Origin of the sequence: Klenkia taihuensis, from assembly GCF_900112525.1 — a bacterium.
Classification (GTDB): Bacteria; Actinomycetota; Actinomycetes; order Mycobacteriales; family Geodermatophilaceae; genus Klenkia; species Klenkia taihuensis.
The window spans coordinates 580667-603805 of the sequence record NZ_FOMD01000003.1 but is presented as its reverse complement, the minus strand read 5'-3'; the positions used below and the strand labels follow the sequence as shown (position 1 = coordinate 603805).

Genomic DNA, 23139 nt, shown 5'->3' with positions numbered 1-23139 from the left:
AGGGGGTGCGGGCCCGCACACGCTGCGGCAGCATCGGCTCCGTGCGCTGACGACCTCGCCCCCGCCCCTCCCCCGGCGACACCCCGCGAGGTCCACCCGTGTCCATCACGCTGCACGCCCTGTCCTTCTCCTGGCCCGACGGCACCCCGGTGCTCGACGGCGTCACCGCGACGATCGGCCCCGGGCGCACGGGCCTGGTCGCGCCCAACGGCGGTGGCAAGACCACGCTGCTGCGGCTGGTCACCGGGGAGCTGACCCCCACCGGCGGGTCGGTCACCGTCGACGGCGTCCTCGGCCACCTCCGCCAGGACCTGCCGCTGACCGCCACCGGCACGGTCGCCGACGCGCTCGGCGTGGCCCCGGTGCTGGCCGCGATCCGGGCGGTCGAGGCCGGCGACGCCGACCCGGCGCACTTCGAGGTCATCGGCGAGGACTGGGACGTCGAGGAGCGCGCCGCCGCGCAGCTGGACCGCCTGGGCCTCGGCGGCACGGCGCTGGACCGCGGGCTGACCGCGCTCAGCGGCGGGCAGGTGGTCGCCGTCGGGCTGGCCGGCCAGCTGCTCCGCCGTCCCGACGTCCTGCTGCTGGACGAACCGACCAACAACCTGGACCGCACCGAGCGCGACCGGCTGGCCGGGGTGGTCGAGGCGTTCCCGGGGACGCTGCTGGTGGTCAGCCACGACCGCGACCTGCTGGACCGGATGGACCGGACCGCCGAGCTCACCCGCGGGTCCCTGCGCACCGTGACCGGCGGGTTCAGCGCCTGGGAGGCCGTGGTGGCCGCCGAGCAGACCGCCGCCGAGCGCGACGTCCGCGGGGCCGAGCAGGCGCTGCGGCGGGTGGAGCGGGAGCGGCAGGAGGCCCGGGAGCGGGCCGACCGGCGCAGCGCGTCCGCCGCCCGCCGCGCCCCGGACGCCGGCATCCCGAAGATCCTGCTGGGCGCCCGGAAGCGGCGGGCCGAGGAGTCCGCGGGCCGGGCCGACGGCACGCACGGCGCCCGGGTGGACGAGGCGCACGCCCGGCTGGACCGCGCCGGGGCCGCGCTGCGCGACGACACCACCATCGCCCTGGACCTGCCGGGCACCCGGGTCCCGGCCGGGCGCACGGTGGTGGACGCGGCCGGCGTCGACGTCCGCGGGCTGTTCCCCGGCGGGGTGGACCTGTCGCTGCGCGGGCCCGAGCGGGTGGCGCTGACCGGGGACAACGGGTCGGGCAAGACCACCCTGCTGCGGGTGCTCGCCGGTGAGCTCGCGCCCGACCGCGGCACGGTGACCCGGGCCGAGGGCCGCACCGCCTACCTGTCCCAGCGGCTGGACCTGCTCGACCCCGCGACGACGGTGGCCGACGCCCTCGCCGCCGCCGCGCCGGACCGGCCCGCGGCCGAGCGGCTGACCCTGCTGGCCCGGTTCCTGTTCCGGGGTGCGCGGGCGCACCTGCCGGTGGGTGCGCTGTCCGGCGGCGAGCGGCTGCGGGCGGTGCTGGCCTGCGTGCTGTTCGCCCAGCCCGCCCCCCAGCTGCTGCTGCTCGACGAGCCGACCAACAACCTCGACCTGGCCGGCACCGCGCACCTGGCCGCCGCGCTGGAGGCCTACCAGGGCGCCCTGGTGGTGGTCAGCCACGACGAGCGGTTCCTCGCCGAGCTGCGGCTGGACCGCCGGGTGGTGCTCAGCCCTGCCGGCAGCACCGCCGCGCCGCGCACATGAGCCGGTGCACCGCCGGGCCGAGCTCGGCCTCGCTGGTCACGGGGACGTCGAAGGGCACCCGGACGTCGCGGTGCCCGCGGGCGGACTCGATGCGCAGCCGGAACCCGGCCCGGTCCAGGCCCAGCGGCCGGACGACGTCGTCCTCGGCCAGCCAGTCGCCCGGGATGCGGGAGCGCAGCAGCGCCAGCTCGGCGGGGTGGTCGGCGTCCAGGTGCTGGAGCGCGGCGGCCTCGACGGCGACCAGCGGGTCGGGGCCGGCCGCGGCGTAGTCGTCGGGGTCGACCTCGACGGTGCCGCCACCCTCGCCGAGCACCACCTCGGCGAGGTCCAGCCGCAGCAGGGTGGCCGTGGTCCCGACGTCGAGCAGGGCACCGGCGGGCACGGCCTCGGCGAAGGCCACCGCGACGGCGCGCTCGTCCTCCGCGCGGACCGGGGTGAGCCAGCCCGACAGCCACAGCTGGGCGCGGACCGGGTCGCGCAGGGACACCGGCGCGTGGTCGGTGACCATGAGGAGCGCGGGCAGGTCGCCGTCCGGGTCGGTGCGGACCGCGACCGCGAGCTCGCCGTCGGCCGGGACGACGACGAACACCTGACCGGCTCCGGTGGTGGCGTGGGCGAGCACCCGGGTGCCCGACACCCCGGCCGCGCACACCGCGGCGGACGGGCGGCAGGCCACGGTGCGGGCGCGCTCGGCGGCGGTGGGTCGGACGGCGGGCGGGGTGGTCGACGTCATCGCGGCTCTCCCTGTCGATGTGGGTAAGGTGAGCCTAACCGAACCAGGAGGCACCGTGAACACCCCTCGTCCGAAGGTCCGTCTCTCCCGCGCGCTGGGCATCCCGCTCACGCCGAAGTGCGTGGCGTACTTCGAGCGCCGGCCGTACCCGCCGGGCGAGCACGGCCGCAAGCGCAAGAGCACCAGCGACTACAAGACCCGGCTGCTGGAGAAGCAGCGGCTGCGCGCGCAGTACGACGTCAGCGAGACCCAGCTGCGGCTGGCCTTCGACCGGGCCAAGAAGGTCGGCCGCACCACCGGCGCGAAGACCGGCGAGGCGCTGCTGCTGGACCTGGAGTCGCGGCTGGACGCCACCGTGCTGCGCGCCGGGTTCGCCCGCACCATCTACCAGGCCCGCCAGGTGGTCAGCCACCAGCACGTCACCGTGAACGGGCGCCGCGTCGACCGCCCGAGCTACCGGGTCGAGCCCGGGGACGTGGTCGCGATCGCCGAGCGCAGCCGCAGCAAGCAGCCCTTCCAGGTCGCCGCCTCGGGCGCCCACGCCGAGGCCCCGAAGTACCTCGACGTCCGGCTGGCCGAGCTGACCTGCTTCGTCGCCCGCCGTCCGCAGCGCACCGAGATCCCGGTGCAGTGCGAGGAGCAGCTGGTCGTGGAGCACTACTCCCGCTGACCCGCCGTCGACCTTGCAGTTCGGCAACGGGGGCGCGCCGTACCTCGGCGCGTCACCGTTGCGGTTCTGCAAGATCAACGCTGCGGACGGCGGGCACAACCCGCACGGTGGACGGGTGCGACGAACCGCTGCCGCCCTGCTCCCCCTCGCCCTGGTGCTCGCCGCCTGCTCCTCCGGCGGCGGCGAGGCCCCCGCCGACGAGCCGAGGAAGGCCGCCGAGCCGGCCGACTCCCCCGAGCTCACCACCGACCCGGCCGGCACCGTGGTCGACCTGGACCCGGACGCGGAGGGCATGGTCTTCGACCCGGTGACCGGCCTGCTCGCCGTCGCCGTCCGGGACCCCAACCGGCTGGTGCTCACCGACGCCGAGGGCGCGACCCAGCAGGAGATCATGCTGCCCGGGCACGCCCGCCACCTGCAGCTGGCCGCCCCCGGCGGGCCGGTGCTGGTGCCGGCCGAGGACTCCAACACCCTCGTCCAGGTCGCGCTGCCCGGCGGGGAGGTCACCGAGACGGCGGTCGGGGACTACCCGCACGACGCCGCGCAGGTGGCCAGCGGCCAGATCCTGGTCGGCGACGAGATGGGCGGCACCCTCTCGGTGGTCACCGACGGCGAGGTCACCCAGACCTTCGACAGCCAGACCCAGCCCGGCGGGGTGGCCACCGTGGGCGACGTCGCGGGCGTGGTCGACGTCGGCGCCTTCACCATCACCACCTACGACGTCGCCGCCGGCGAGCTGCAGACCGTGCTGGACGCCGGGGACGGGCCCACGCACGTGGTGGCCGACGGGCAGGGCCGGTTCCTCGTCGCCGACACCCGCGGCGACGCGATGCTGGTCTACGGGTCCGACCCGCTGGAGCTCGAGTCGACCTACCCCCTGGACGGGAACCCCTACGGCCTGGCCCACGACAGCACCGACCAGGTCGTCTGGGTGACGCTGACCGCCACCAACGAGGTCGTGGGCCTGTCCACCGCCGGGGACGAGCTCACCGAGGTGGCCCGGTTCCCGACCGTCCGCCAGCCCAACACGGTCGCGGTGGACCCCACGACCGGCCGGGTCTTCGTGGGCAGCCGGGAGACCGGGCAGCTCCAGCTGGTCGACACCCGGGGCTAGCGGCGGTCGTCGTCCTCGTCGTGCGGGACGGCGGCCGCCTGCTCCGCGGCGTCGACGGGGTCGGCCTCGGCACCGGGCGCGGCGTCGGGCCCGACCTCGTCGGTCACCGCGACCTCCTGCTCCAGCCGGTCGGCCTCGGGTACGGGTTCGCTCACGGGGTCCTCCTCGGTCGACTGCACGGACCCCTCCTCCCTGTCCCGGGGAGACCTTGCTGACACGTCCAGCAGGTGACCGGCCGCCGAACGGCTGGCACCATCGGGCGGGTGTCGATCACTGGTGAGTGGGAGTACGCCCCGCTGCGCATCCCGTCCGGCACCGGACGCTCGGCCGCGGCGCAGATGATGGCGCTGCAGAGCGACGTCGGCGGGTGGGAGCTCGACCGGCTGCAGCTGTTCGCCGACGGCACCCGCCGCGTGATGATGCGGCGCCGGGCGCGCCTCAGCTACCTGCCGCGCCCGGCGGTCTGACCTACGGGACCAGCACGACCTTGCCGACCGTGCCGCGGTCGCCGAGGGCGACCAGCGCGGTCTGCGCCTGGTCCAGCGGCAGCGTCTGCCCGATGAGTGGGTCGATCTTGCCCTCGGCGAACAGCGCGCACAGCGCGTCGTGCACCTCGGCGATGCGGCCCGGGTCCTTGCTGCGGTACAGGCCCCAGTGCAGGCCGAGCACCGAGTAGTTCTTGACCAGCAGGTGGTTGGCCTTGGCGGCGGGGATCCGGCCGGAGGTGAACCCGACGACGACGATCCGCCCCTCGAAGGCGATGCACTTGGTGGACCCGTCGAACACGTCGCCGCCGACCGGGTCGTAGACGACGTCCGCGCCGTGGCCCCCGGTGATCTCCTTGACCCGGGCGACGAAGTCCTCGCTGGAGTAGTCGACGACGTGGTCGGCGCCGAGGTCGCGGCACACCTGCGTCTTGGCCTCGCCACCCGCGGTCGCGATGACCTGCGCCCCGGCGGCCTTGCCCAGCTGGATGGCCGCCGTCCCCACGCCCCCGGCGCCGGCGTGCACGAGCAGCCACTCCCCGGGCTGCAGGGCGGCGCGACGGTGCAGGCCGACGTAGCCGGTCTGGTAGGTGATGTAGAGCGCCGCGGCCTGCTCGTCGGACATGCCGTCGGGCACCGGCCAGGCGAACGCCTCGTCCACGAGCGCGTACTCGGCCAGCGCGCCGGGCCCGCCGGACGGCGACCCGAGCACGCGCCGGCCGTCGGGCAGCTCCCCGCACAGCTCGAGGCCGGGGGTGAACGGCAGCGGCGGCTTCTCCTGGTAGGTCCCCTGCGCCATGAGGATGTCGGGGAAGTTCAGCGCCGCGGCCCGCACCTTGACCTTGAGCTGACCGGGGCCCGGTTCGGGCTCGGGCACCTCGTCGAGGGTCATCACGTCGACCGGGTCACCGAGGGAGTGCACTTGCCATGCGCGCATGGCCGCGACCTTGCCAGACGTCCTCAGAGCGGGCCCTGCAGGGCCCCGGGGATGCGGGCGGACTCCCCCGCCGCGTTCTTCGCCGCGGGCACGCCCTTGAACCGGTAGGGCACCGCACCCACGCCGGGCTGCACGACGTAGGCCGCGCCCGGGTCGGCACCGGCCCAGGCGGCCTGCATCGCGGCGGCGACCTCGTCGGCGGTGAGCACCGGGAACTCGGCGGCGGCGAAGTGGTCGCGCAGCGGGTCGATGATCGCGGTGTCGGCGAAGCCGGGGCAGACCGTGGAGATGGTGATGCCCTCGGGGTGCAGCACCGGCGCGATCGACCGGACGAAGGCCACCGCCCCGGCCTTGGCCACTGAGTAGGCCTGGTCGGTGGGCATCGGCGAGAGACCGGCCAGCGAGGCGGTGACGACGATCGAGCCGCCCCCGGCCCGCCGCAGCGCCGGGCGGACGGCGTCGGTGCCGAACACCACGCCGTGCAGGTCGATGCCGACCACGCGCAGGTACTCCTCGACGTCGAGGGCGTCGGTGGTGCCCGAGCCGGCGATGCCGGCGTTGAGGAAGGCGGCGTCCAGCCGGCCGTGCTCGGCCTCCACCGCGGCGACGACGGCGACGTTGGCCGCGTGGTCGGCGACGTCGAGGACGGCGAAGCCCACGCCCAGCTCCTCGGCGACGCCGCGGTTGCGCTCGCTGTCGAGGTCGGCGAGCACCACCCGGACGTCGGCGTCCCGCAGCCGGGTGGCCAGCGCGCGGCCGAAACCGCCGGCCCCTCCGGTGATGAGTGCGACGGAGCCGGGCCGGGGAGTCTGCGCGTCCATGCCCGGCATTGGAGCACGGGTGGGACCCAGGTCACCCGGAGGGGTGGACCGGGTGCACCGCGGCCCGGTGCCGGCCGATGGGAGGGGGTGACCAGTCGTGTGCCGCCGACCGTGCGGGCGATGCTGCCCGCCGGCCTGTTCACCGCCCTGCACACCGTGACCGCGGCCCTGGGCCCTTGGTCGGAGATCGCCGGGACGGGGGTGGCGATGGTGTGGCCGGCGGCCGGCGTGGCCGCGCTGTGGCTGCTGCTGCGGCCCGGCCGCGTGCTCGACCCGGTCCTGCTGGTCGCCACCGGCGCGGCGGTGCACGTGCTGGTCGGCGGGTTCCCGCTGCCGGCCGCCCTCGGCCTGGCGGTGGTCGAGCTGGGCCAGGCGCTGTTGGTCGTCGCCGTCCGGCACCGGCTGGCCACCCCGCGGGCGGGGGCAGGTCCGCTGCTGGCCGACGCCCGCGACCTCGTCGCGCTGCTCGTCGCGGCCGGGGTCGGTGCGGCCGGGGGCGCGCTGGCAGGCAGCGTCGTGCTGGACCTCGCGGGCACCCCCTGGTCCCCCGGCGGCGCCCTCGTCTGGCAGGCCCGCAGCGCCACCGCCGTCCTCGTCGTGGTGGCCCTGGGCCTGCGCGTCCGCCAACTGCTCCGGCAGCGACGCGCCCCCCTCCCGCCCGGGCTGCTGACCTTCCGGGTGCCCCGCCGGTGGCGGCTCGCCGAGCTCGCGCTGGCCGTCGTCGCCTCCGTGCTGGGCAACCTCACGGTGTTCTGGTGGATGCCCGGCTACCCGGTCGCCTTCCCGCTGTTCGCGCTGACGGCCTGGGTGGCGCTGCGCTTCGACACCGGCCTGACCGCGCTGCGCACGGTGGCGGTGAGCACCGTGGCCGTCCTCATGACCGCGGCCGGGCACGGGCCGTTCGCCGCCATCCCCGACCCGGTGGCGCAGGCCGGGATCGTGCAGGCCTACGTGGCCCTGGGCGCGGCCCTCGGGCTGGCGCTCGCGCTCAACCGCGACGAGCGGCTGGTGCTGGTGGACCGGCTCCGCGAGGCCGTGGAGTACTCCGAGGAACGCCACCGGCAGGTCCGGGTGCTGGCCGACGCGACCCGCTCGGTGCTGATGGCCGACGACCCGCGGCACGCGGTCTGCGCCGCGGTCCGCGAGGCCGTGGGCGCCGACGGCGCCTACCTGATGGAGCCCGACGGCGAGGGCCGGCTGGTGTCCACCGCGGTGGTCGGGCTGGACCTGCCGCCCCTGCGCTTCCCGGCCGACCCCGCGCTGTCGCTGACCGCGCGGATCTTCGCCGACGGCCTGCCGCGCTTCGTGACCGACGCCGCCGCCGAGCCCGGCGTCCACCAGCAGTTCGTCGGGGACCTCGGCGTCGTCTCCGCCGCCTGGCAGCCGGCCGCGATCAGCGGCGGCCGGGTGGTCGCGGTCATCGCGGTCATGTGGCGCACCCCGGTCGAGGCGTTCTGCGACACCACCCGCGGCGTGCTCACCGTGCTCGGCGGCGAGGCCGCGCGCGCCATCGAGCGGGGCAACCTGCTCGAGCAGCTGGCCCGCGCGGCCGACCGCGACCAGCTCACCGGCCTGGCCAACCGCCGCCGCTGGGACGAGCTGTCGGTGGTCGAGGTGTCCCGCGCGCAGCGGCACGCCGCGCCGCTGACCTTCCTGCTGCTCGACCTCGACCACTTCAAGGTCTTCAACGACACCCGCGGCCACCAGGCCGGCGACGTGCTGCTGCAGGAGTTCGCCGCCGCTGCGTCCGGCTGCCTGCGCGAGGGCGACCTCATCGCCCGGTGGGGCGGCGAGGAGTTCGCCGTCGCGCTGCCCGACTGCCCGGCGTCCGAGGCGCTGGTCGTGGCGCAGCGGATCATCGCCGCGGTGCCCGGCGGGCAGACCGCGACCGTCGGGGTGGCCCAGTGGGTGCCCGGCGAGACGGTCGGCGAGGCCCTCGGCCGCGCGGACGCCGCGCTCTACGAGGGCAAGCACGCCGGCCGGGCCCGCGCGGTGCTGGCCGGTCAGCCGCTGCCTGTCTGACCCCCGCGGACGGCGGTGACGAACGCCGCGACCGCCGCGTCGTCGTCGAGCACGGTGAACCGCAGCGTGCTGCCGTCGACCCAGGCCGAGAGCTCCCGGCGCTGCCCGGTCAGCCGCCGCACCGACCGGACGTCGACACCCCGGACCTGGGCCAGGTCGACCCCGGCCAGGGTGGGCTGCCCGATCAGCTGGGCGTGGGCCAGCCAGAGCCGACCGCCGGCGACGGCGAGGGCCTGTGCGCTGCCCGGGGCGGGCACCCGGCCCTGGGTCACGCGCAGCACGGTGGCCGGGGCGAAGCCGTCCTGGGTGAGCTGCCCGACCAGGAAGGCGACCAGCGCGTCCACCCTCAGCTGGCCTTGAGGAACCGATCGAGCACGCGGATGCCGAACTGCAGGCTCTCCACCGGCACCCGCTCGTCGATGCCGTGGAACAGGCCGGCGAAGTCGAGGTCGGCGGGCAGCCGCAACGGCGAGAACCCGAAGCAGCGCATGCCGAGGGTCTCGAAGCTCTTGGCGTCGGTGCCGCCGCTCATGGTGAACGGGACCGGGCGGGCGCCGTCGTCCTCGGCCTTGAGGGCGGCGACCATCTGCTCGACCAGCGGGCCGTCGAAGGTGGTCTCCACGGCCTGGTCCTGGTGGATGTACTCCCGCGTCACGCCCTCGCCGAGCAGCTCGTCGATCTGGGCCTCGAACGCCTCCTCCTGGCCGTAGAGGAAGCGGCCGTCGATGGTGGCCGACGCGGTGCCGGGGATGACGTTGGTCTTGTAGCCGGCGTCGAGCATCGTCGGGTTGACCGTGTTGCGCAGGGCCGCGCCGATCATCCGGCTGATCGAGCCCAGGCGGGACAGCGCCTCGTCGGGGTCGTCGACGTCGATCTCCACGCCGTAGGCGTCCGAGACCTCCTCGATGAACTGCTTCATCGGCGGGGTGAGCACGGTCGGCAGGCGGCTGGAGCCGATCCGGGCGACGGCGGCGGACAGCCGGGTGACGGCGTTGTCGTCGTGCACGAAGGAGCCGTGGCCGGGGCGGCCGGCGGCGGTGAGCCGCATCCAGGCCAGGCCCTTCTCGGCGGTCTGGATGAGGTAGAGCCGCAGGTCGTCGCGGACGGTGAGGCTGAACCCGCCGACCTCGCTGATGGCCTCGGAGACGTTCTCGAACAGGTCGGCGTGGTGGTCGACCATGTAGTGGGCGCCGTACGTCCCGCCGGCCTCCTCGTCGGCGACGAAGGCCAGGACGACGTCGCGCGGCGGCTTGGTGCCGGTGCGGGCCCAGTCGCGGACCAGCGCGAGGGTCATGGCGTCCATGTCCTTCATGTCGACCGCGCCGCGGCCCCAGACGTAGCCGTCGCGCTGCTCGCCGGAGAACGGGTCGACGGTCCACTCGCGCTTGTCGGCGGGGACGACGTCGAGGTGGCCGTGGATGAGCAGGCCGGGGCGGTCGCGGTCCTCGCCGGGGATGCGGGCGACCAGGGAGGCGCGGCCCTTCTCCGACTCGTGGATGACCGAGTCGATGCCGACCTCGTCGAGCTTGCCGGCCACCCACTCGGCGGCCTTCCGCTCCCCCACGCTGGTGGTGGTGTCGCCGGTGTTGGTCGTGTCGATGCGGATGAGCTCGCTGAGCAGGTCCGCGACCTCGGCCTGGGCCTGCTCGAGCGGGGCGGGTGCGGTCGTCTCGGCCATGCGCCCGATCCTCCCACCGGCCGGGCGACCCGGCCGACCCGCCGGTGCCGGGGGGTGCCCGGGCGGCGATCGGGGTCCCGTATGCTTCCCCGTGGCCGCGCCGCAGTGCGCCGGCCCACCTGTCCGGGTGGCGGAATGGCAGACGCGCTAGCTTGAGGTGCTAGTGCCCTTTATCGGGCGTGGGGGTTCAAGTCCCCCCTCGGACACAGACGAGCCCCGGTGTTCCTGCAGGTCAGGAGCCCGGGGCTCTTCGCGTGGACCGTCGACCCGTTCCCCCTGCTCGTGGGGCCCGGCGTCCCCCGCCCCGGGTGCGCGGACCCCACCGCCGTCGCGCTGCCGGTCAGCCGAGCGTGCCGCGGGCGACGGAGTCGGTCGAGTGCTGCGGGTCGCCGTCGTAGGGCTCCAGCGACACGTCGACGACGTCGAAGTCGGCCAGGTCGACCCCGTCGGGCACGGCGTAGCTGCCCGAGTCGCCCTGGAGCGTGCCCAGGGACTGCGCGCCCCCGTCCGCGGACAGCAGCCACACCTCGTAGAAGCCGTCCGCGGTGGGCGGCGGCGGCGCGGTCATCTGCAGCTGCAGGTCCCACCGGCCGTCGACCTCGCGGAGGGTGGCCTCGCCGGTGGAGTCCCAGTCGCCGAAGGGGTCCAGGCGGGCCGAGGCCACGGTGGAGCCGGGGTCGGGTGCCGGGGCGGGGTCGCCGGGCCCGCCGCGGGTGACGGCGGCGCCGACGGCCACGCCGACGAGCAGGCCGGCGGCCACCGCGCCCACCACCAGCCAGCGGCGCACCGGCGACCGCCGGGCCGGGGGCCGGGCGTCGTCGGCACCCTCGCCGGGGACGGGGGCCCCCTCGGCGGAGGGCGTGGGCAGTGACCGCAGGGTGCGGGTGGCCGGCACGGTGTCGGCGGCCGGGTCGGGGGTGCCGGACGTGCTGGGCAGGCCGATCAGCGCCGGGCCGGCAGAGGGCCGGGGTGCGGTGGAGACGCCGGTCTGCGCGGCGATGGCCGCCCACACCCGGTCGGGCACGGGGATGGCCGGGCCGTCGTCGACGGGCAGGTCGGCGGTGTCCAGGGCGTCGACGGCGCGGCGCAGCGACGTCACCTCGGCGGTGCAGTCGGCGCAGCCGCCCAGGTGGTCGGCCTGCTCCGCGGGGAGCTCCTCGCCCAGCGCGGCGAGGGCGAGGTCCTCAGGGCTGCAGTGCTGCACCGTCGGCCTCCAACCTGGTCCGCAACCGCTCGAGGGTCCGTCTGATGTGGCTCTTGACCGTGCCGAGCGGGAGGCCGAGGCGCTCGGCGATCTCGCTGTGGGTCAGGTCGGCGTAGAACGCCAGCTCGATGATGCCGCGCTGGGGCTGGCCCAGCCGTGCCAGCTCGCCGAGGACGAGCACCCGGTCCACCGCGACTCGGTCGACCGGCTCGGCGGGCGGGGCCGCGGTGGTGCCGGCGGCGTCCTCCACGCGGCGGTCCCGCTCCCGGCGGGCCCACGCGTCGGCGATGCGGTGCCGGCAGATCCCGGTCAACCAGGCCGGCAGCGGTCCGGCGTCCGGGCGGTAGCCGTGCCGGCCGGTCCAGGCGGACACGAAGGACTGCTGGACGACGTCCTCGGCCTCCGGTCCGGGCCCCAGTGCCCGGACCGCCGCGCCGTGCAGCTGTGCGCCCCACCGCTCGTAGGCCCAGGCGAGGGCCTGCTCGTCCCCGGCGGCGAACCGCCGGCCGACCTCGGCGTCCGACGGGTCGTCCGCGGGATCCGGGCCGGGCGGCACGTCCATGGCGACCATGCCGTGGACCCTAGGGTTGACCAGCGCAAACGGCATCTCAGACCGGCTCGGCGATGACGACCACGTTGTCCTCGTAGGACCGGATGTCGGCCAGGAACGGGCCGCCGCAGGTGATGAGCACCAGCCGCGGCGGACCGGTGCGGGCGAACAGGTCGGCCAAGGGGACCGACTCCTTGCCGAACTCCTCCCGGGCCACCACCTGCCAGGTCGTCGAGCCGCCGGACTCGTCGGTGACCTGCACCCGGTCCCCGACCGACGCCTCGGCCAGCGGGGACATCGCACCCAGTCCCTGCTCGGCGTCGTCGACGTGGCCGGCCAGGACCGCTGACCCCTCCGGCGCGCCGGGGGCGGGGCCGAAGCGGTACCAGCCGACCCGGGACACGTCCTCGGGGATGGTCATGTTCCCGTCGGGCTCGACGCCGACCGCGTCGACGGCGGCGTCGATGCCCAGCGCCGGCACCGCCAGCCGGGTGGGCGCGGGCGGCGCCGCGACGACCTGGGGGGTGGCCGGGCGGGTGGTCACCGGGGGGAGGGGCACCCCCGACGACCCACCCGACCCGGCCTCGTCCGGGGTGGCGACCACCTCGGCGACCGGAGGGCCGTCCGACGTCCCCGGCCGGGTGAGCAGCCAGGCGGTCGGCACGCCGACCACGAGCAGCACCCCCAGCACGACCAGGAGGACGGGGGGACGGACCTTCGACCGCACGGGTGGCCCCCGATCAGTCGCGCGCGGCGGTCAGCCGCCGGGCGCCGAGGCCGAGGACGACCATGCCGAGCAATGTCGCGCCGACCACCGGCAGCGGCACCGAGGAGTCGACCAGTCCGGCCGAGCCGCCGGGGACGCCGGACGGGCTGGAGTGCGTGCCCTCGATGGTCTGCACGGCGAGCTGGTAGCCGGCGTCCTGCGAGCCCCAGGCGTAGACGACGGTCGAGGTGCCCTCGGCCAGGGTCAGGTCGGCCGGGCCGATGGCCACGGTGTCGGTGCCGGCGAGCACGACGTCGGCGGACACGGTGCCCGGCGCGGTCTCGACGGTGGCCTCGCCCGGGTTGGTCAGCCCGGGCGCGATGACCTGGCCGTTCGCGCGCACGTCGACGGCGGGGGCGGCGGCGGTGTGCCGCACGGTCACCCGGGCCTGCCCGGCCGGGACCGGGGAGGTGTCGTTGACGTAGGGGGTCAGCACCGGGGTGCCCTCGGGGGTCAGGTGCGCCGCGATCGTGGCGTTCGCACCCGCGGGCACGCTGACGTCGTCCGCGGAGGCGGCCGGCTGGGTGGTGGCCGGGTCGGAGCCCGCGGGGTAGATGGCCAGGTCGTAGCTGCCGGCGGGCAGCTGCAGCGGGTCGGTGAGGGTGCCGGGCTGGAAGTCCGGGATCAGCTCCTCGCCGTTGGCGTAGACGTCGACCGGGACGCCGGGGACGGCGTGCAGCACCGAGACGGTCGCGGTGTCCTCGGCGGCGAAGGCCGGGGCGGCGAACGCGCCGAGGGCGAAGGCACTGGCGGCGCCGACGACGAGGGTCCTGCGGATCGGGGTCATGACGGGTCCTTCCGTGGAGGGTGGGTGGTGCTCTCACCCCCTCTTCCGGCAGCACCCCCGGTTCGGATGCACCCCACGAGCAGGAAGACGGACAACGGTCACGTCACCGGTCGGCGAGGCCCCCGCGCAGCTCGGCGAGGGCCTGCTCGAGCCCCACCCGCGGCGCCCAGCCCCAGCGGCGGGCGCGGTCGGTGCGCAGCTGGCCGGTCCAGGCCGGCTCGTCGGTCCACTCCGGCTCGGCGCCCACGGCCTCGCCGACGGCGCCGAGGTAGTCGCCCCACGTCGCCGGCTCCCCCGCCACGAGCACCGGCGTCGTCCCCCCGGGGACCGGGCCCTGCTCGGGGTCGTCGGAGGTGGCGACGGCGCCCACCGCGACGTCGGCGATGAGCGCGGCCAGGTCCGACACGTGCACCCAGGGCCAGCTCTTCGCGGGGTTGACACCCCGGTCGCCGTCGACGAACGCCTGCGGGCGCAGGGTGTTCCAGACCGAGGTCGGGCCGGCCCCGGCGATGGCCGGCGGGCGCACCAGCACCGTCGTCAGGCCCTCCACCTGCGCCAGCGCCTCGTCCGCGGCGTTCTTGGTGTCGGGGTAGTCACCGCTGCCCTGCGGCAGCAGCGCCGCGTCCTCGGCCAGGTCGCCCAGCCCGGCGGAGCGGTCGTGCACCCCGGCGGTGGAGACGTGCACCAGCCGCGGCACGCCGGCGTCCCGGGCCGCCCGGGCCTGGGCGGCGGTGCCCTCCACGCCGACCTCGTGCTGCACCTCCCGCGACGACCCCATCGGGTGCACGGTGGTCACCAGCGCGTCGGCACCCGCCAGCACGTCGGAGACGTCCCCGACGTGCTCGGCGACGCCGTCCAGCTCGGGCGCGGTGCCCGGACGGCGGACGACGGCGCGCACCTGCGCACCCCGGTCGGCGAGCGCGCGGCAGACCGCGGCACCGACCAGACCGTTCGCACCGGTGACCACGACGACGGCTGCGGGGGTGCTCATGGCTCCACCTTGCGCCGCGACCGGCGGCGGCGCAGCGCGGCTGGTTCACTCCCGGGCATGGTCGCTCCCCTGCCCGGTCCCCTGGACCCCAGCCAGCCGATCCCCGACGACCCGGGCGAGCTGCTGCCCGACACCCCGGACACCCTGCCGCCGGCTCCGGTCGAGCCCACCCCGGAGGACCCGGGCGGCGACCCCGGTGGGGTTCCCGAGCCGGCGTGAGCGCGGGAAGCTGGTCCGGTGACCGGAATCGACCCCTCCGTCCCGCCCAGCGGCCCCGGCTGCGTCGAGTGCGAGGCCAGCTCCTCGTGGTGGTTCCACCTGCGCCGCTGCGCGCAGTGCGGCCACGTGGGGTGCTGCGACGACTCGCTCGGCAAGCACGCCACCGCGCACGCCGAGGAGACCGGTCACCCGGTCATCCAGAGCTACGAGCCGGGCGAGGACTGGTTCTACGACTACCGCACGCAGCAGGGCCTGACCGGTCCCGAGCTCGCCGCGCCGGGCAGCCACCCGGCCGACCAGTCGGTCCCGGGCCCGGCCGACCGGGTCCCGGCCGACTGGGTGGCCCGGCTCGGCGGTTAGGCCAGCACCTCGCCGAGGAAGTCCTGCAGCGCCCGCCAGGACCGCCGGTCGGCGGTCTCCTGGTAGGCCGCGCCGTGCTCGGGGGCGTCGACCCCGGGGACGGCGAAGGCGTGCAGCGCGCCGCTGTAGGTGACCACCTGCCAGTCGGGGGCGCCCGCCGCCCGCATCTCGTCCTCGAACCCCTGCACCGCCGAGATCGGCACCATCGGGTCGTCCGCGCCGGTGAGCACGAGCACCGACCCGGTGACGCTGCCCGGCTCGGCGGGCGCACCGGTGCCCAGCCCGCCGTGGAAGGAGACGACGCCGGTGACGTCGGCCCCGGCCCGCGCGGCCTCCAGCGCGCCGCTGCCGCCGAGGCAGTAACCCATCACGACCACCCGCGAGGGGTCGACCCGCGGGTCGGCGCGCAGGGCGTCCAGGTTGGCCAGCACCCGCTCCCGGAACAGCGCCACGTCGCCGTAGAGCTCACCGGCCAGCCGCTGCGACTCCCCCTGGTCGGCGGGCTGGTTCTCCCGCCCGAAGACGTCGCCGGCCAGCGCCACGTGGCCCAGCCGGGCCAGCATCTGTGCGCGCACCCGCACGTGGTCGGTCACCCCGGCCCAGTCGTGCAGCACCAGCACGCCCGGTCGCCGTCCGTCCCCGGCGGGCGCGGCCAGGTAGGCCTCGAGCTCGGTGTCCCCCGCCGTCAGCCGGACGGTGCCGGTCTCGACGTCGGCGGCGGGGACGGTGTCCAGCAGGCGCTGCAGCTGCGGGGTCATGCCCGGAAGCTACGCCCGCCTCAGCGGCCGAGCTGGTCCACCACCAGGCGGGTGGCGTCGGCCAGCAGGGCGTCGTCGGTGTCGGCGTCGGGCACCCCGCGGTCGGTGAGCAGGACGACGACCAGCGGCGCGCCGCCGTCGTCGGGCTCCACCACGCCGACGTCGTTGCGGGTGCCGTAGCCGCCGCTGCCGGTCTTGTCCCCCACCTCCCAGCCGTCGGGCACACCGGCCCGGATGGCGGCGTCCCCGGTCGTGCTGTCCCGCAGCCACTGCTGCAGCAGCGCCCGCCGGTCGGGGGCCAGGACGTCGCCGAGCACCAGCTGCTGCACCGACGCGCCCAGGTCGGCCGGGGTGCTGGTGTCACGCGGGTCGCCCGGGGTGGCCTCGTTCAGCTCGGGCTCGACCCGGTCGACGCGGGTGGTGGGGTTGCCCAGCTCGCGCAGGGCCGCCTGCACCTGCGCGGGGCCACCCAGCTGCTCGACGAGCAGGTTGGCCGCGGTGTTGTCGCTGACCGTGGTCGCCGCGGCCATCACCTCCCGCAACGGCAGACCGGTACCGACGTGCTGCGAGGTGACCGGCGCGTACTCCAGCACGTCGTCGGCGGCGATCGGCACGACGGCGTCCAGCTCGGCGTCGCTGACCCGGTCCAGCAGCAGCCCGGTGAGCAGCAGCTTCAGCGTCGAGGCGTGCGCGAACCGCTCGCCGGCGCGGTGCTCGACGACCCGCCCGGTGCCGGTGTCCAGCGCCCACACCCCCACCCGGGCGCCGTAGGTGGCCTCGAGCGCATCGACCCCGCCCAGCTCCTCGGCCGTGGGCGCGGACGACGACGCCGGCGGGGCGGACGACGACGCCGGCGGGGGCGTCGCCGCGGGTGACCCGCACCCGGCGAGGCCGAGGGCGAGGGCGAGCACCAGCGCGCAGGCCAGCGGCGCGACCCTCACAGCACCGCCAGCAGCACCGCGAAGCCGGCGACCCCGAGCACCAGCGCGGGGGCCAGCCAGCGCAGCACGGCGCCCCACTGCCGGCCGTGCGCGCCCAGCCCGGCGAGCAGCCCCAGGCCGACGACGGCGGACACCGCCGCGGAGTCCCAGTACCGGAGCACCGCGCCGAACAGGACCAGCGCCTCGGTCAGCCAGACCGCGACCAGCAGCGCCGCACCGGCACCGCGCCACCGGCCCGCGCCCGTCCACCAGGCCCACCCGGCCAGCCCGAGCACCGCCCCGCCGACCAGCCCGCCCGCGGTCCACGCGAGCACCCACGGCGTGCTCACCGCGAACCCCCGGGCCGCGGCGACCAGGTAGTAGCCGGGCACCTGCGCCGTGCAGGCCAGCACCCCGGCCAGGACGGCGACCCGCGGCGAGCGGGCGAGGGCGCCGAGGACGAACGGGGCGAGCAGCCACGGCCCGACGGCGTTGACCAGCCCGCCGAGAGCTGTCCCGCCCAGCAGCGTCTGCCCCGGCGACGTCAGCGCGCCCACGGCGAGGCCGGCCGCGAGCGCGGCCGGCAGCAGGCGGACCGGCGCGGTGGCGGGCCGGGGGCGGGACAGCACGGAGGTGGTCACGAGGTCGATGGTGCTGGTCGCCGGGCCGCGGCACATCGGCCCGCGGTCGGACCACCCGTCCACCCCGGGGAGGACCGGGGTCAGGTCCGGACCGCGGGGGCGTCGAGGGCGTGCAGCGCCTGGTCCAGCGCGGCCTCCAGCGGCCAGGGGTCGTGCAGCGGCTGGCTGAGCACCAGCCCGCCCTGGATCGCCGACAGGATCGAGGCGGCCACCCGGTCCGGGTCGGCCGCGGCGTCGACCTCGCCGACCCCCTGCATCCGGCGCACGCCCGCGGCCAGCCGGGAGGCCCACTGCCGGAAGGTGTCGGCGACGAGCGCGGCCAGCTCGGGGTCGCCGACGGCGGCCTCGTTGGCCAGCGACCCGATCGGGCAGGCCCACCGGCCCTGGCCGATGTAGTAGTCGACGAGAGCGGCCCGCCAGGCCTCCCACGACGCGCGCGTGGAGAGGTCCTCCAGGTGCGGCAGCTGTGCGGCCAGCAGCTCACCGCCCTCCCACTCCGCCACGGCGCGCACCAGCTCGGCCTTGCCGCCAGGGAAGTAGTGGAACAGCTGGGACTTGCTGGTCAGCGTCGCGGCGCGGACGTCGTCCAGGCTCGTGCCCCCGATGCCGGCGGCCAGGATCTGCCGGCCGGTCGCCTCCACGATGCGCTGCCGGGTCCGTCGGCCCCGTTCGGTCAGCTCCGCCACGTCCCGACGGTATCGCGTTGGACCGATCGGTCCAACCCTGGTAGGAACTGGACCATGCAGTCCAATGACGAGGTCCTTTCCACCCTGCCCCGGGACGGCCGCCTGGTCGGGCGCACCGTCTGGGTCACCGGCTCCACCAGCGGCATCGGCGAGGCCACCGCGCACGTCCTGGCCGCCTCGGGCGCCACCGTCGTGGTCAGCGGCCGCGACGGCGCCCGCGCCGAGGCCGTCGCCACCGCGATCACCGACGCCGGCGGCACCGCGGCCACGCTCGTGGCCGACCTGGCCGCGCCCCCGGAGCAGCTGCGCGCCACCGCTGCCCGCGCCGTCGACCTGCTCGGCGGCCGGCTCGACGTCCTGGTCGCCAACGCCGGGGTCTACCCGGTCTCGGCGACCGAGGCCCTGCCCGACGCCGACCTCGAGGCCATGCTGGCCGTCAACGTCCGCGCCCCGCACGTCCTGGTCGGCGCGCTCGCGCCCGCGATGGCCGAGCGCGGGGACGGCGTCGTGGTCGGCATCGGTTCCTGGATGGCCCGGGTGGGCAGCCCGTTCGGCGCGATGTACACCGCCACCAAGGCCGCGCTCGAGCAGCTGGTCCGGTCCTGGTCGGCGGAGTACGGGCCGCGCGGCGTGCGGGTGAACACCGTCGCGCCCGGCGCCACCGCGACCCCCGGGAACGCCGACGCGGCGGCCGTGCTGGAGGCGATGACCGCCTCGACCGTCGCGGGGCGGCCGGTCCGCCCGGTCGACGTCGCGTTCGCCGTGCGCTGGCTGGTCTCCGACGAGGCCGCCTTCGTGCACGGCACCACCCTGGACGTCGACGGCGGCATGACCGCCACCCGGCTGGGCTGACCCCGTGGTCACCGCACTGCGCACCCTGGGCCGCTCCGGGCTGCTCGTCAGCCCCTTCACCCTCGGCGCGATGACGATCGGCAACCCGGCGTGGGGGTCCGACGAGGCCGTCTCCGCCGCCGTCCTGGACCGCTACCTGGCGGCCGGCGGCAACGCCGTCGACACCGCCGACGTGTACTCGGGCGGCCGCAGCGAGGAGGTGCTGGGCCGGCTGCTGGCCACCGGGGGCCGGCGCGAGCAGGTCGTGCTGGCCACGAAGTACGGGTTCCACGCAGGCGGCGGGCCGCTCGCCGGCGGGGCCGGACGGCGGCACGCCGTCCGCTCGCTGGAGGGGTCGCTGCGCCGGCTGGGCACCGACGCGGTCGACCTGTACTGGCTGCACGTGTGGGACGACGTCACCCCCGCCGAGGAGGTGCTGGCGACCATGACGGACCTGGTGCGGGCCGGCAAGGTCGCGCACTGGGGGCTGTCCGACGTCCCCGCGTGGTTCGCCACCCAGGTCGCCACCCTGGCCGGTGCGCACGGTGTCCCCGGCCCGGTGGCGTTGCAGCTGGAGTACTCGCTGGTGGCCCGGTCGGTCGAGGTCGAGCACGTCCGGGCCGCCCGGGAGCTGGGCCTGGGCATCGTGCCGTGGAGCCCGCTGGCCGGGGGCTTCCTGACCGGAAAGTACCGCGACGGCGCGGCCGGCGGTCGGCTGTCGGGCCCGAACCCGTTCGGCAGCAGCAAGGACACCCCGGCCAACCGGGCGGTCGTCGAGGTGCTGCGCGAGGTCGCCGGCGGGCTGGGCCTGACCCCGGCGCAGGTCGCGCTGGCCTGGGTGCTGGGCCGGCCCGGCGTCGACACCGTGCTGGTCGGTGCCCGCACCCCCGAGCAGGTCGAGGCCAACCTGGTGGCGGCCGACGTCGACCTGCCCGCCGACGTCCGGTCACGGCTGGACCGGGTCAGCACCCCCGACCTCGGCGCGGCCGCGCTGTTCGAGCCGGCCACGATGGCCGCCGTGATCACCGGGGGGACGCCCTACCGGCGGCTCGCCCGCTGACGCTGCCGGGAGGTCGGCCCGGCAGCGGCGGGGCAGACTCGGCCGGTGCCCAGCGCCCTCAGCCGCCTCCTGCCCCCGCTGCTCCGCCTCATGGGTCGCAAGCGCACGTTCGCCACGCCGGAGGGCATGCGCGAGCGGCTGGCCGAGGTCGCGCTGCGGCCGCAGGCCTACGGCCCGCCCGCCCGGTTGCGCGGGGTGCAGGTCGGCGTGGGCCACGAGTCGGGGTGGCCGGTCTACGTGGTCGCGCCCGAGGGCCCGGCGTCCGGGCAGCACGCGCTCTACGCGCACGGCGGGGCGTGGGCGTTCGAGATCAGCCCGTTCCACTGGCGGCTGGTCGCCCACCTGGTCCGGCACAGCGGGGTGACGGTGACCGTGCCTATCTACCCGCTCACGCCGGTCGGCACCGCGGGCGTCGTCGTCCCCGCGGTGGCCGACCTGCTGGCCGGGCTCGTGGAGCAGCACGGCGCGGACCGGGTGACCGTCATGGGGGACTCGGCCGGCGGGCAGATCGCGCTGTCGGCCACGCTGCTGCTGCGCGACCGGGGCGTGCCCGCGCTGCGCCGCACGGTGCTCATCTCCCCCGCCCTGGACCTGTCGCTGGCCAACCCGGAGATCGACCGGGTCGAGCCCACCGACCCGTGGCTGGCCCGGCCCGGCACGCGGGTGGCGATCGACCTGTGGCGCGACGGGCTGGCGCTGGACGACCCGCTGGTCAGCCCGCTGGCCGGGGACCTCGCCGGGCTCGGTCCGCTGACGGTGTTCGGCGGCTCGCTGGACATCACCCACCCCGACGTCCGGCTGCTGGTGCAGCGGGCGCGGGCGGCCGGGGTGGAGGTCGACGACCAGGACGGCCCCGGGATGGTGCACGTCTGGCCGCTGCTGCCCGTCCCCGAGGGCGCCGCGGCGCGGAGGCACCTGGTCGACCTGCTCCGTGGCTGAGCGCGACCGGGACGGATGACGTAGCGGGGAGGGGACGGAGAGGCGTCGGCCGCCGTCCGCTCCCCGCCTAGCGTCGGGACGCCGAGCCCGTCGACGGAAGGTGTTCCCCATGGCCGACCCAGGCTCCGTGCTGGTCGTCAGCGCGCACGCCGCCGACTTCGTCTGGCGCGCCGGCGGTGCGCTGGCGCTGTACGCCGGCCGGGGCGCGGCCGTCCACGTGGTCTGCCTCAGCTTCGGCGAGCGCGGGGAGTCCCAGGGTCTGTGGCAGCGCGAGGGCATGACGCTGCAGGGGGTCAAGGACGCCCGCCGCGAGGAGTCCACCGCGGCGGCCGCGGCGCTGGGCGCCAGCGTGGAGTTCCTGGACCTCGGGGACTACCCGCTGCGGGTCGACGACGCCGCCGAGGACCGCCTGGTCGACATCCTGCGCGAGCACTCCCCCGACGTCCTGCTCACCCACGTCGCCCGCGACCCGTACAACACCGACCACGACCTGGCCCACGCCACGACCCTGCGCACCCGCATGGTCGCCCAGGCCCACGGCCACGACCCCTCGACGACGCCGCTGGGCGCCGCCCAGGTGTTCCAGTACGAGCCGCACCAGCCCGAGGTCTGCGGCTTCCTCCCCGACCTGCTGCTGGACGTCTCCCCCGTCTGGGACCGCAAGCTCGAGGCGATGCGCTGCATGGCCGGCGGCCAGGGCCACCTCGTCGACTACTACACCGACCTCGGCACCCGCCGCGGGGTGCAGGCCCGCCGCAACGGCGCCCCCGCGCAGGTCACCCACGCCGAGGCCTTCCGCCGCACCTTCCCCTCGGTCGGGTCGGAGCTCCGGTGAGCCGGCACGTCGTCGTCCGCACGTCGAGGGGGCCGGCCCCCGAGGACCTCGCCGCCCTGGCCCGCTCCGGCGTCGCCACCGCGCACGAGGCCGCCGGCCGCACCGGTCTGGTCGGTCCGGAGCTGCGGCCGATCTACCCCGGCGCCCGGATCGCGGGCCGCGCGGTCACCGTGCTCTCCCACCCCGGCGACAACCTGATGGTGCACGCCTGCATCGAGCAGTGCCGGGCCGGCGACGTGCTGGTCATCGCCACCACCTCGCGCAGCACCGACGGCATGTTCGGCGAACTGTTCGCCACCCAGCTGGCCGCGCGCGGCGTCCTCGGGCTGGTCACCGACGCCGGTGTCCGGGACGTCGCCGAGCTCACCGCGATGGGCTTCCCCGTGTGGTCCCGCGCGGTGCACGCGCAGGGCACGGCCAAGGCGGTCCCCGGGTCGGTCAACGTGCCCGTCGTCGTCGCCGGCCGGCTGATCACCCCCGGGGACGCCGTGGTCGCCGACGACGACGGGGTGATGTGCGTGCCGCTGGCCGACGTCCCCGCCGTGGTGGCCGCCGCGGCCGCCCGGGAGGCGAACGAGGAGGCCAAGCGGCAGCAGTTCCGCGACGGCGTCCTCGGCCTGGACCTCTACGACCTGCGCCCCACCCTGGAACGGCTCGGGGTCACCTACCTGGACGGCGACGCGGTGGACGGCGACGCAGCCGACGGTGACGCGTGAGCACGTTCGTCCTGGTGCACGGCGCCTGGCACGGCGGGTGGTGCTGGGACCGCGTCGCCGCACCGCTGCGCGCCGCGGGGCACGCCGTGCTCGCCCCCACGCTCACCGGCCTGTCGGAGCGGGCGCACCTGCTCACCCCGATGGTCGGGCTGGACACCCACGTCGAGGACGTCGTCCGGGTGCTGGAGACCCTGGACCTGCGCGACGTCGTGCTCGTCGGGCACAGCTACGCCGGTCAGGTGGTCACCGCCGTCGCCGACCGGGTGCCCGAGCGGGTCGCGCTGCGGGTGCACCTGGACGCGTTCGTCGGCGAGGACGGCGAGTGCGCCCGCGACCTGCTGCCGGAGACCGTGGCCCACCACTGGGCCGAGTCCGCCGAGCAGCAGGGGTTCGGCTGGCTGGTCGCCGTCCGCAAGCTCTCGGTGCTCGGGGTGACCGACCAGGCCGACGTCGACTGGCTGACCCCCAAGCTCACGCCGCACCCGTGGCGGACCTACCTCGACCCGCTGCGGCTCACCGGCGCCGTCGACGCCGTGCCCGCGGCGTTCGTCGAGTGCACCGACTGGATGCGGGTCTTCGCCGCCCAGGCCGACCGGGCCCGGGCGAAGGGCTGGCCGGTGCACGAGATCGCCACCGGCCACGAGGCCATGGTCACCGCCCCCGACGAGCTCGCCGCCCTGCTCGACCGACTGACCCGCTGAGAACGGAGACCG

General features: G+C 76.4%; 28 protein-coding genes and 1 tRNA gene. 14 read left to right on the top strand and 15 right to left on the bottom strand.

From position 1 onward, the window contains the following. The first annotated feature begins 98 nt into the window (after positions 1-98). On the top strand, positions 99-1703 hold the full coding sequence (locus BM158_RS15005; RefSeq protein WP_091560579.1) for an ABC-F family ATP-binding cassette domain-containing protein: 1605 nt from the start codon (positions 99-101) through the stop codon (positions 1701-1703). On the opposite strand, the gene BM158_RS15000 is transcribed toward BM158_RS15005, so the two are convergent. Further along, complete coding sequence (locus BM158_RS15000; protein ID WP_091560578.1) at positions 1666-2436, bottom strand: DUF2470 domain-containing protein; 771 nt, start codon at positions 2434-2436, stop codon at positions 1666-1668. The two genes, BM158_RS15005 and BM158_RS15000, sit on opposite strands and share 38 nt — an antisense overlap. A 55-nt stretch (positions 2437-2491) precedes the next feature. Here BM158_RS15000 and rpsD point away from each other — a divergent pair, with 55 nt between their 5' ends. Continuing rightward, a complete protein-coding gene (gene rpsD / locus BM158_RS14995) occupies positions 2492-3106 on the top strand; it encodes a 30S ribosomal protein S4 (protein ID WP_091560575.1) in 615 nt (204 codons plus the stop codon). A gap of 115 nt (positions 3107-3221) precedes the next feature. Beyond that, positions 3222-4220, top strand: a complete 999-nt coding sequence (locus BM158_RS14990; protein ID WP_091560572.1) for an NHL repeat-containing protein — start codon at positions 3222-3224, stop codon at positions 4218-4220. Here BM158_RS14990 and BM158_RS21830 read toward each other — a convergent pair. After that, a complete protein-coding gene (locus BM158_RS21830; protein WP_165628949.1) occupies positions 4217-4375 on the bottom strand; it encodes a hypothetical protein in 159 nt (52 codons plus the stop codon). The two genes, BM158_RS14990 and BM158_RS21830, sit on opposite strands and share 4 nt — an antisense overlap. Before the next feature lie 108 nt (positions 4376-4483). On the opposite strand from BM158_RS21830, the gene BM158_RS14980 reads away from it, so the two are divergent. Beyond that, a complete protein-coding gene (locus BM158_RS14980; protein WP_091560565.1) occupies positions 4484-4687 on the top strand; it encodes a DUF5703 family protein in 204 nt (67 codons plus the stop codon). A 1-nt stretch (position 4688) separates the two neighbouring features. Here the strand turns inward: BM158_RS14980 and BM158_RS14975 are convergent, their stop codons facing one another. Beyond that, a complete protein-coding gene (locus BM158_RS14975; RefSeq protein WP_091560563.1) occupies positions 4689-5642 on the bottom strand; it encodes an NADPH:quinone oxidoreductase family protein in 954 nt (317 codons plus the stop codon). A gap of 23 nt (positions 5643-5665) precedes the next feature. Then, positions 5666-6463 (bottom strand): SDR family oxidoreductase, encoded by a 798-nt coding sequence (locus BM158_RS14970; protein ID WP_091560561.1) that lies wholly within the window; start codon positions 6461-6463, stop codon positions 5666-5668. An 87-nt stretch (positions 6464-6550) separates the two neighbouring features. Between BM158_RS14970 and BM158_RS14965 the strand changes: the two genes are divergently transcribed. Beyond that, positions 6551-8485 carry a sensor domain-containing diguanylate cyclase gene (locus BM158_RS14965; protein ID WP_131802058.1) on the top strand — a complete coding sequence of 645 codons (1935 nt, stop codon included), beginning with the start codon at positions 6551-6553 and terminating at the stop codon, positions 8483-8485. On the opposite strand, the gene BM158_RS14960 is transcribed toward BM158_RS14965, so the two are convergent. Both BM158_RS14960 and BM158_RS14955 read right to left on the bottom strand, forming a co-directional pair. Further along, positions 8467-8829, bottom strand: coding sequence for a hypothetical protein (locus BM158_RS14960; protein ID WP_091560554.1), 363 nt, complete (start codon positions 8827-8829; stop codon positions 8467-8469). The two genes, BM158_RS14965 and BM158_RS14960, sit on opposite strands and share 19 nt — an antisense overlap. A gap of 2 nt (positions 8830-8831) precedes the next feature. After that, positions 8832-10163 (bottom strand): M20/M25/M40 family metallo-hydrolase, encoded by a 1332-nt coding sequence (locus BM158_RS14955; RefSeq protein ID WP_091560552.1) that lies wholly within the window; start codon positions 10161-10163, stop codon positions 8832-8834. A 121-nt stretch (positions 10164-10284) separates the two neighbouring features. Between BM158_RS14955 and BM158_RS14950 the strand changes: the two genes are divergently transcribed. Beyond that, a tRNA-Leu gene (locus BM158_RS14950) sits at positions 10285-10369 on the top strand. 134 nt (positions 10370-10503) lie between these two features. Here BM158_RS14950 and BM158_RS14945 read toward each other — a convergent pair. The 5 genes from BM158_RS14945 to BM158_RS14925 form a co-directional block, all read right to left on the bottom strand. Beyond that, positions 10504-11367, bottom strand: a complete 864-nt coding sequence (locus BM158_RS14945) for an anti-sigma factor (protein ID WP_091560549.1) — start codon at positions 11365-11367, stop codon at positions 10504-10506. Continuing rightward, positions 11348-11938 (bottom strand): RNA polymerase sigma factor, encoded by a 591-nt coding sequence (locus tag BM158_RS14940; protein ID WP_229827385.1) that lies wholly within the window; start codon positions 11936-11938, stop codon positions 11348-11350. Before BM158_RS14940 ends, BM158_RS14945 begins: the two co-directional genes overlap by 20 nt. A gap of 37 nt (positions 11939-11975) precedes the next feature. Continuing rightward, positions 11976-12644: a class F sortase gene (locus BM158_RS14935; protein ID WP_091560542.1), complete on the bottom strand. Its 669-nt coding sequence runs from the start codon at positions 12642-12644 to the stop codon at positions 11976-11978. 13 nt (positions 12645-12657) lie between these two features. Beyond that, positions 12658-13470 carry a DUF4397 domain-containing protein gene (locus BM158_RS14930; protein WP_091560539.1) on the bottom strand — a complete coding sequence of 271 codons (813 nt, stop codon included), beginning with the start codon at positions 13468-13470 and terminating at the stop codon, positions 12658-12660. A gap of 103 nt (positions 13471-13573) precedes the next feature. Beyond that, on the bottom strand, positions 13574-14461 hold the full coding sequence (locus BM158_RS14925; protein ID WP_091560537.1) for an NAD-dependent epimerase/dehydratase family protein: 888 nt from the start codon (positions 14459-14461) through the stop codon (positions 13574-13576). Positions 14462-14518: 57 nt separating this feature from the next. Between BM158_RS14925 and BM158_RS21825 the strand changes: the two genes are divergently transcribed. Beyond that, positions 14519-14680 (top strand): hypothetical protein, encoded by a 162-nt coding sequence (locus BM158_RS21825; protein ID WP_165628947.1) that lies wholly within the window; start codon positions 14519-14521, stop codon positions 14678-14680. An 18-nt stretch (positions 14681-14698) separates the two neighbouring features. Further along, a complete protein-coding gene (locus BM158_RS14920; protein WP_091560534.1) occupies positions 14699-15040 on the top strand; it encodes a UBP-type zinc finger domain-containing protein in 342 nt (113 codons plus the stop codon). Here the strand turns inward: BM158_RS14920 and BM158_RS14915 are convergent. The 4 genes from BM158_RS14915 to BM158_RS14900 form a co-directional block, all read right to left on the bottom strand. Beyond that, complete coding sequence (locus BM158_RS14915; RefSeq protein WP_091560531.1) at positions 15037-15798, bottom strand: dienelactone hydrolase family protein; 762 nt, start codon at positions 15796-15798, stop codon at positions 15037-15039. The genes BM158_RS14920 and BM158_RS14915 overlap by 4 nt on opposite strands. 20 nt (positions 15799-15818) lie before the next feature. Beyond that, complete coding sequence (gene bla / locus BM158_RS14910; protein ID WP_091560528.1) at positions 15819-16739, bottom strand: class A beta-lactamase; 921 nt, start codon at positions 16737-16739, stop codon at positions 15819-15821. Continuing rightward, entirely contained in the window at positions 16736-17359 is a 624-nt protein-coding gene (locus BM158_RS14905; protein ID WP_131802057.1) for a DUF6518 family protein, read from the bottom strand. The genes bla and BM158_RS14905 overlap by 4 nt, the downstream gene beginning before the upstream one ends. Positions 17360-17439: 80 nt before the next feature. Beyond that, positions 17440-18045 carry a TetR/AcrR family transcriptional regulator gene (locus BM158_RS14900; protein WP_091560520.1) on the bottom strand — a complete coding sequence of 202 codons (606 nt, stop codon included), beginning with the start codon at positions 18043-18045 and terminating at the stop codon, positions 17440-17442. Positions 18046-18099: 54 nt separating this feature from the next. Here BM158_RS14900 and BM158_RS14895 point away from each other — a divergent pair, with 54 nt between their 5' ends. From BM158_RS14895 to BM158_RS14870, 6 genes are all read left to right on the top strand, one after another. Beyond that, positions 18100-18897, top strand: coding sequence for an SDR family NAD(P)-dependent oxidoreductase (locus BM158_RS14895; protein ID WP_091560518.1), 798 nt, complete (start codon positions 18100-18102; stop codon positions 18895-18897). A gap of 4 nt (positions 18898-18901) precedes the next feature. After that, entirely contained in the window at positions 18902-19936 is a 1035-nt protein-coding gene (locus BM158_RS14890; RefSeq protein ID WP_207506610.1) for an aldo/keto reductase, read from the top strand. 45 nt (positions 19937-19981) lie between these two features. After that, on the top strand, positions 19982-20875 hold the full coding sequence (locus BM158_RS14885) for an alpha/beta hydrolase fold domain-containing protein (RefSeq protein ID WP_091560516.1): 894 nt from the start codon (positions 19982-19984) through the stop codon (positions 20873-20875). A 109-nt stretch (positions 20876-20984) separates the two neighbouring features. Then, entirely contained in the window at positions 20985-21710 is a 726-nt protein-coding gene (locus BM158_RS14880) for a PIG-L deacetylase family protein (RefSeq protein ID WP_091560512.1), read from the top strand. Then, the gene (locus tag BM158_RS14875) at positions 21707-22426 is read left to right on the top strand and encodes a 4-carboxy-4-hydroxy-2-oxoadipate aldolase/oxaloacetate decarboxylase (RefSeq protein WP_091560509.1); all 720 of its coding nucleotides are present in this window, start codon (positions 21707-21709) and stop codon (positions 22424-22426) included. Before BM158_RS14880 ends, BM158_RS14875 begins: the two co-directional genes overlap by 4 nt. Next, positions 22423-23127: an alpha/beta fold hydrolase gene (locus tag BM158_RS14870; protein WP_091560505.1), complete on the top strand. Its 705-nt coding sequence runs from the start codon at positions 22423-22425 to the stop codon at positions 23125-23127. The genes BM158_RS14875 and BM158_RS14870 overlap by 4 nt, the downstream gene beginning before the upstream one ends. Positions 23128-23139 lie beyond the last annotated feature (12 nt).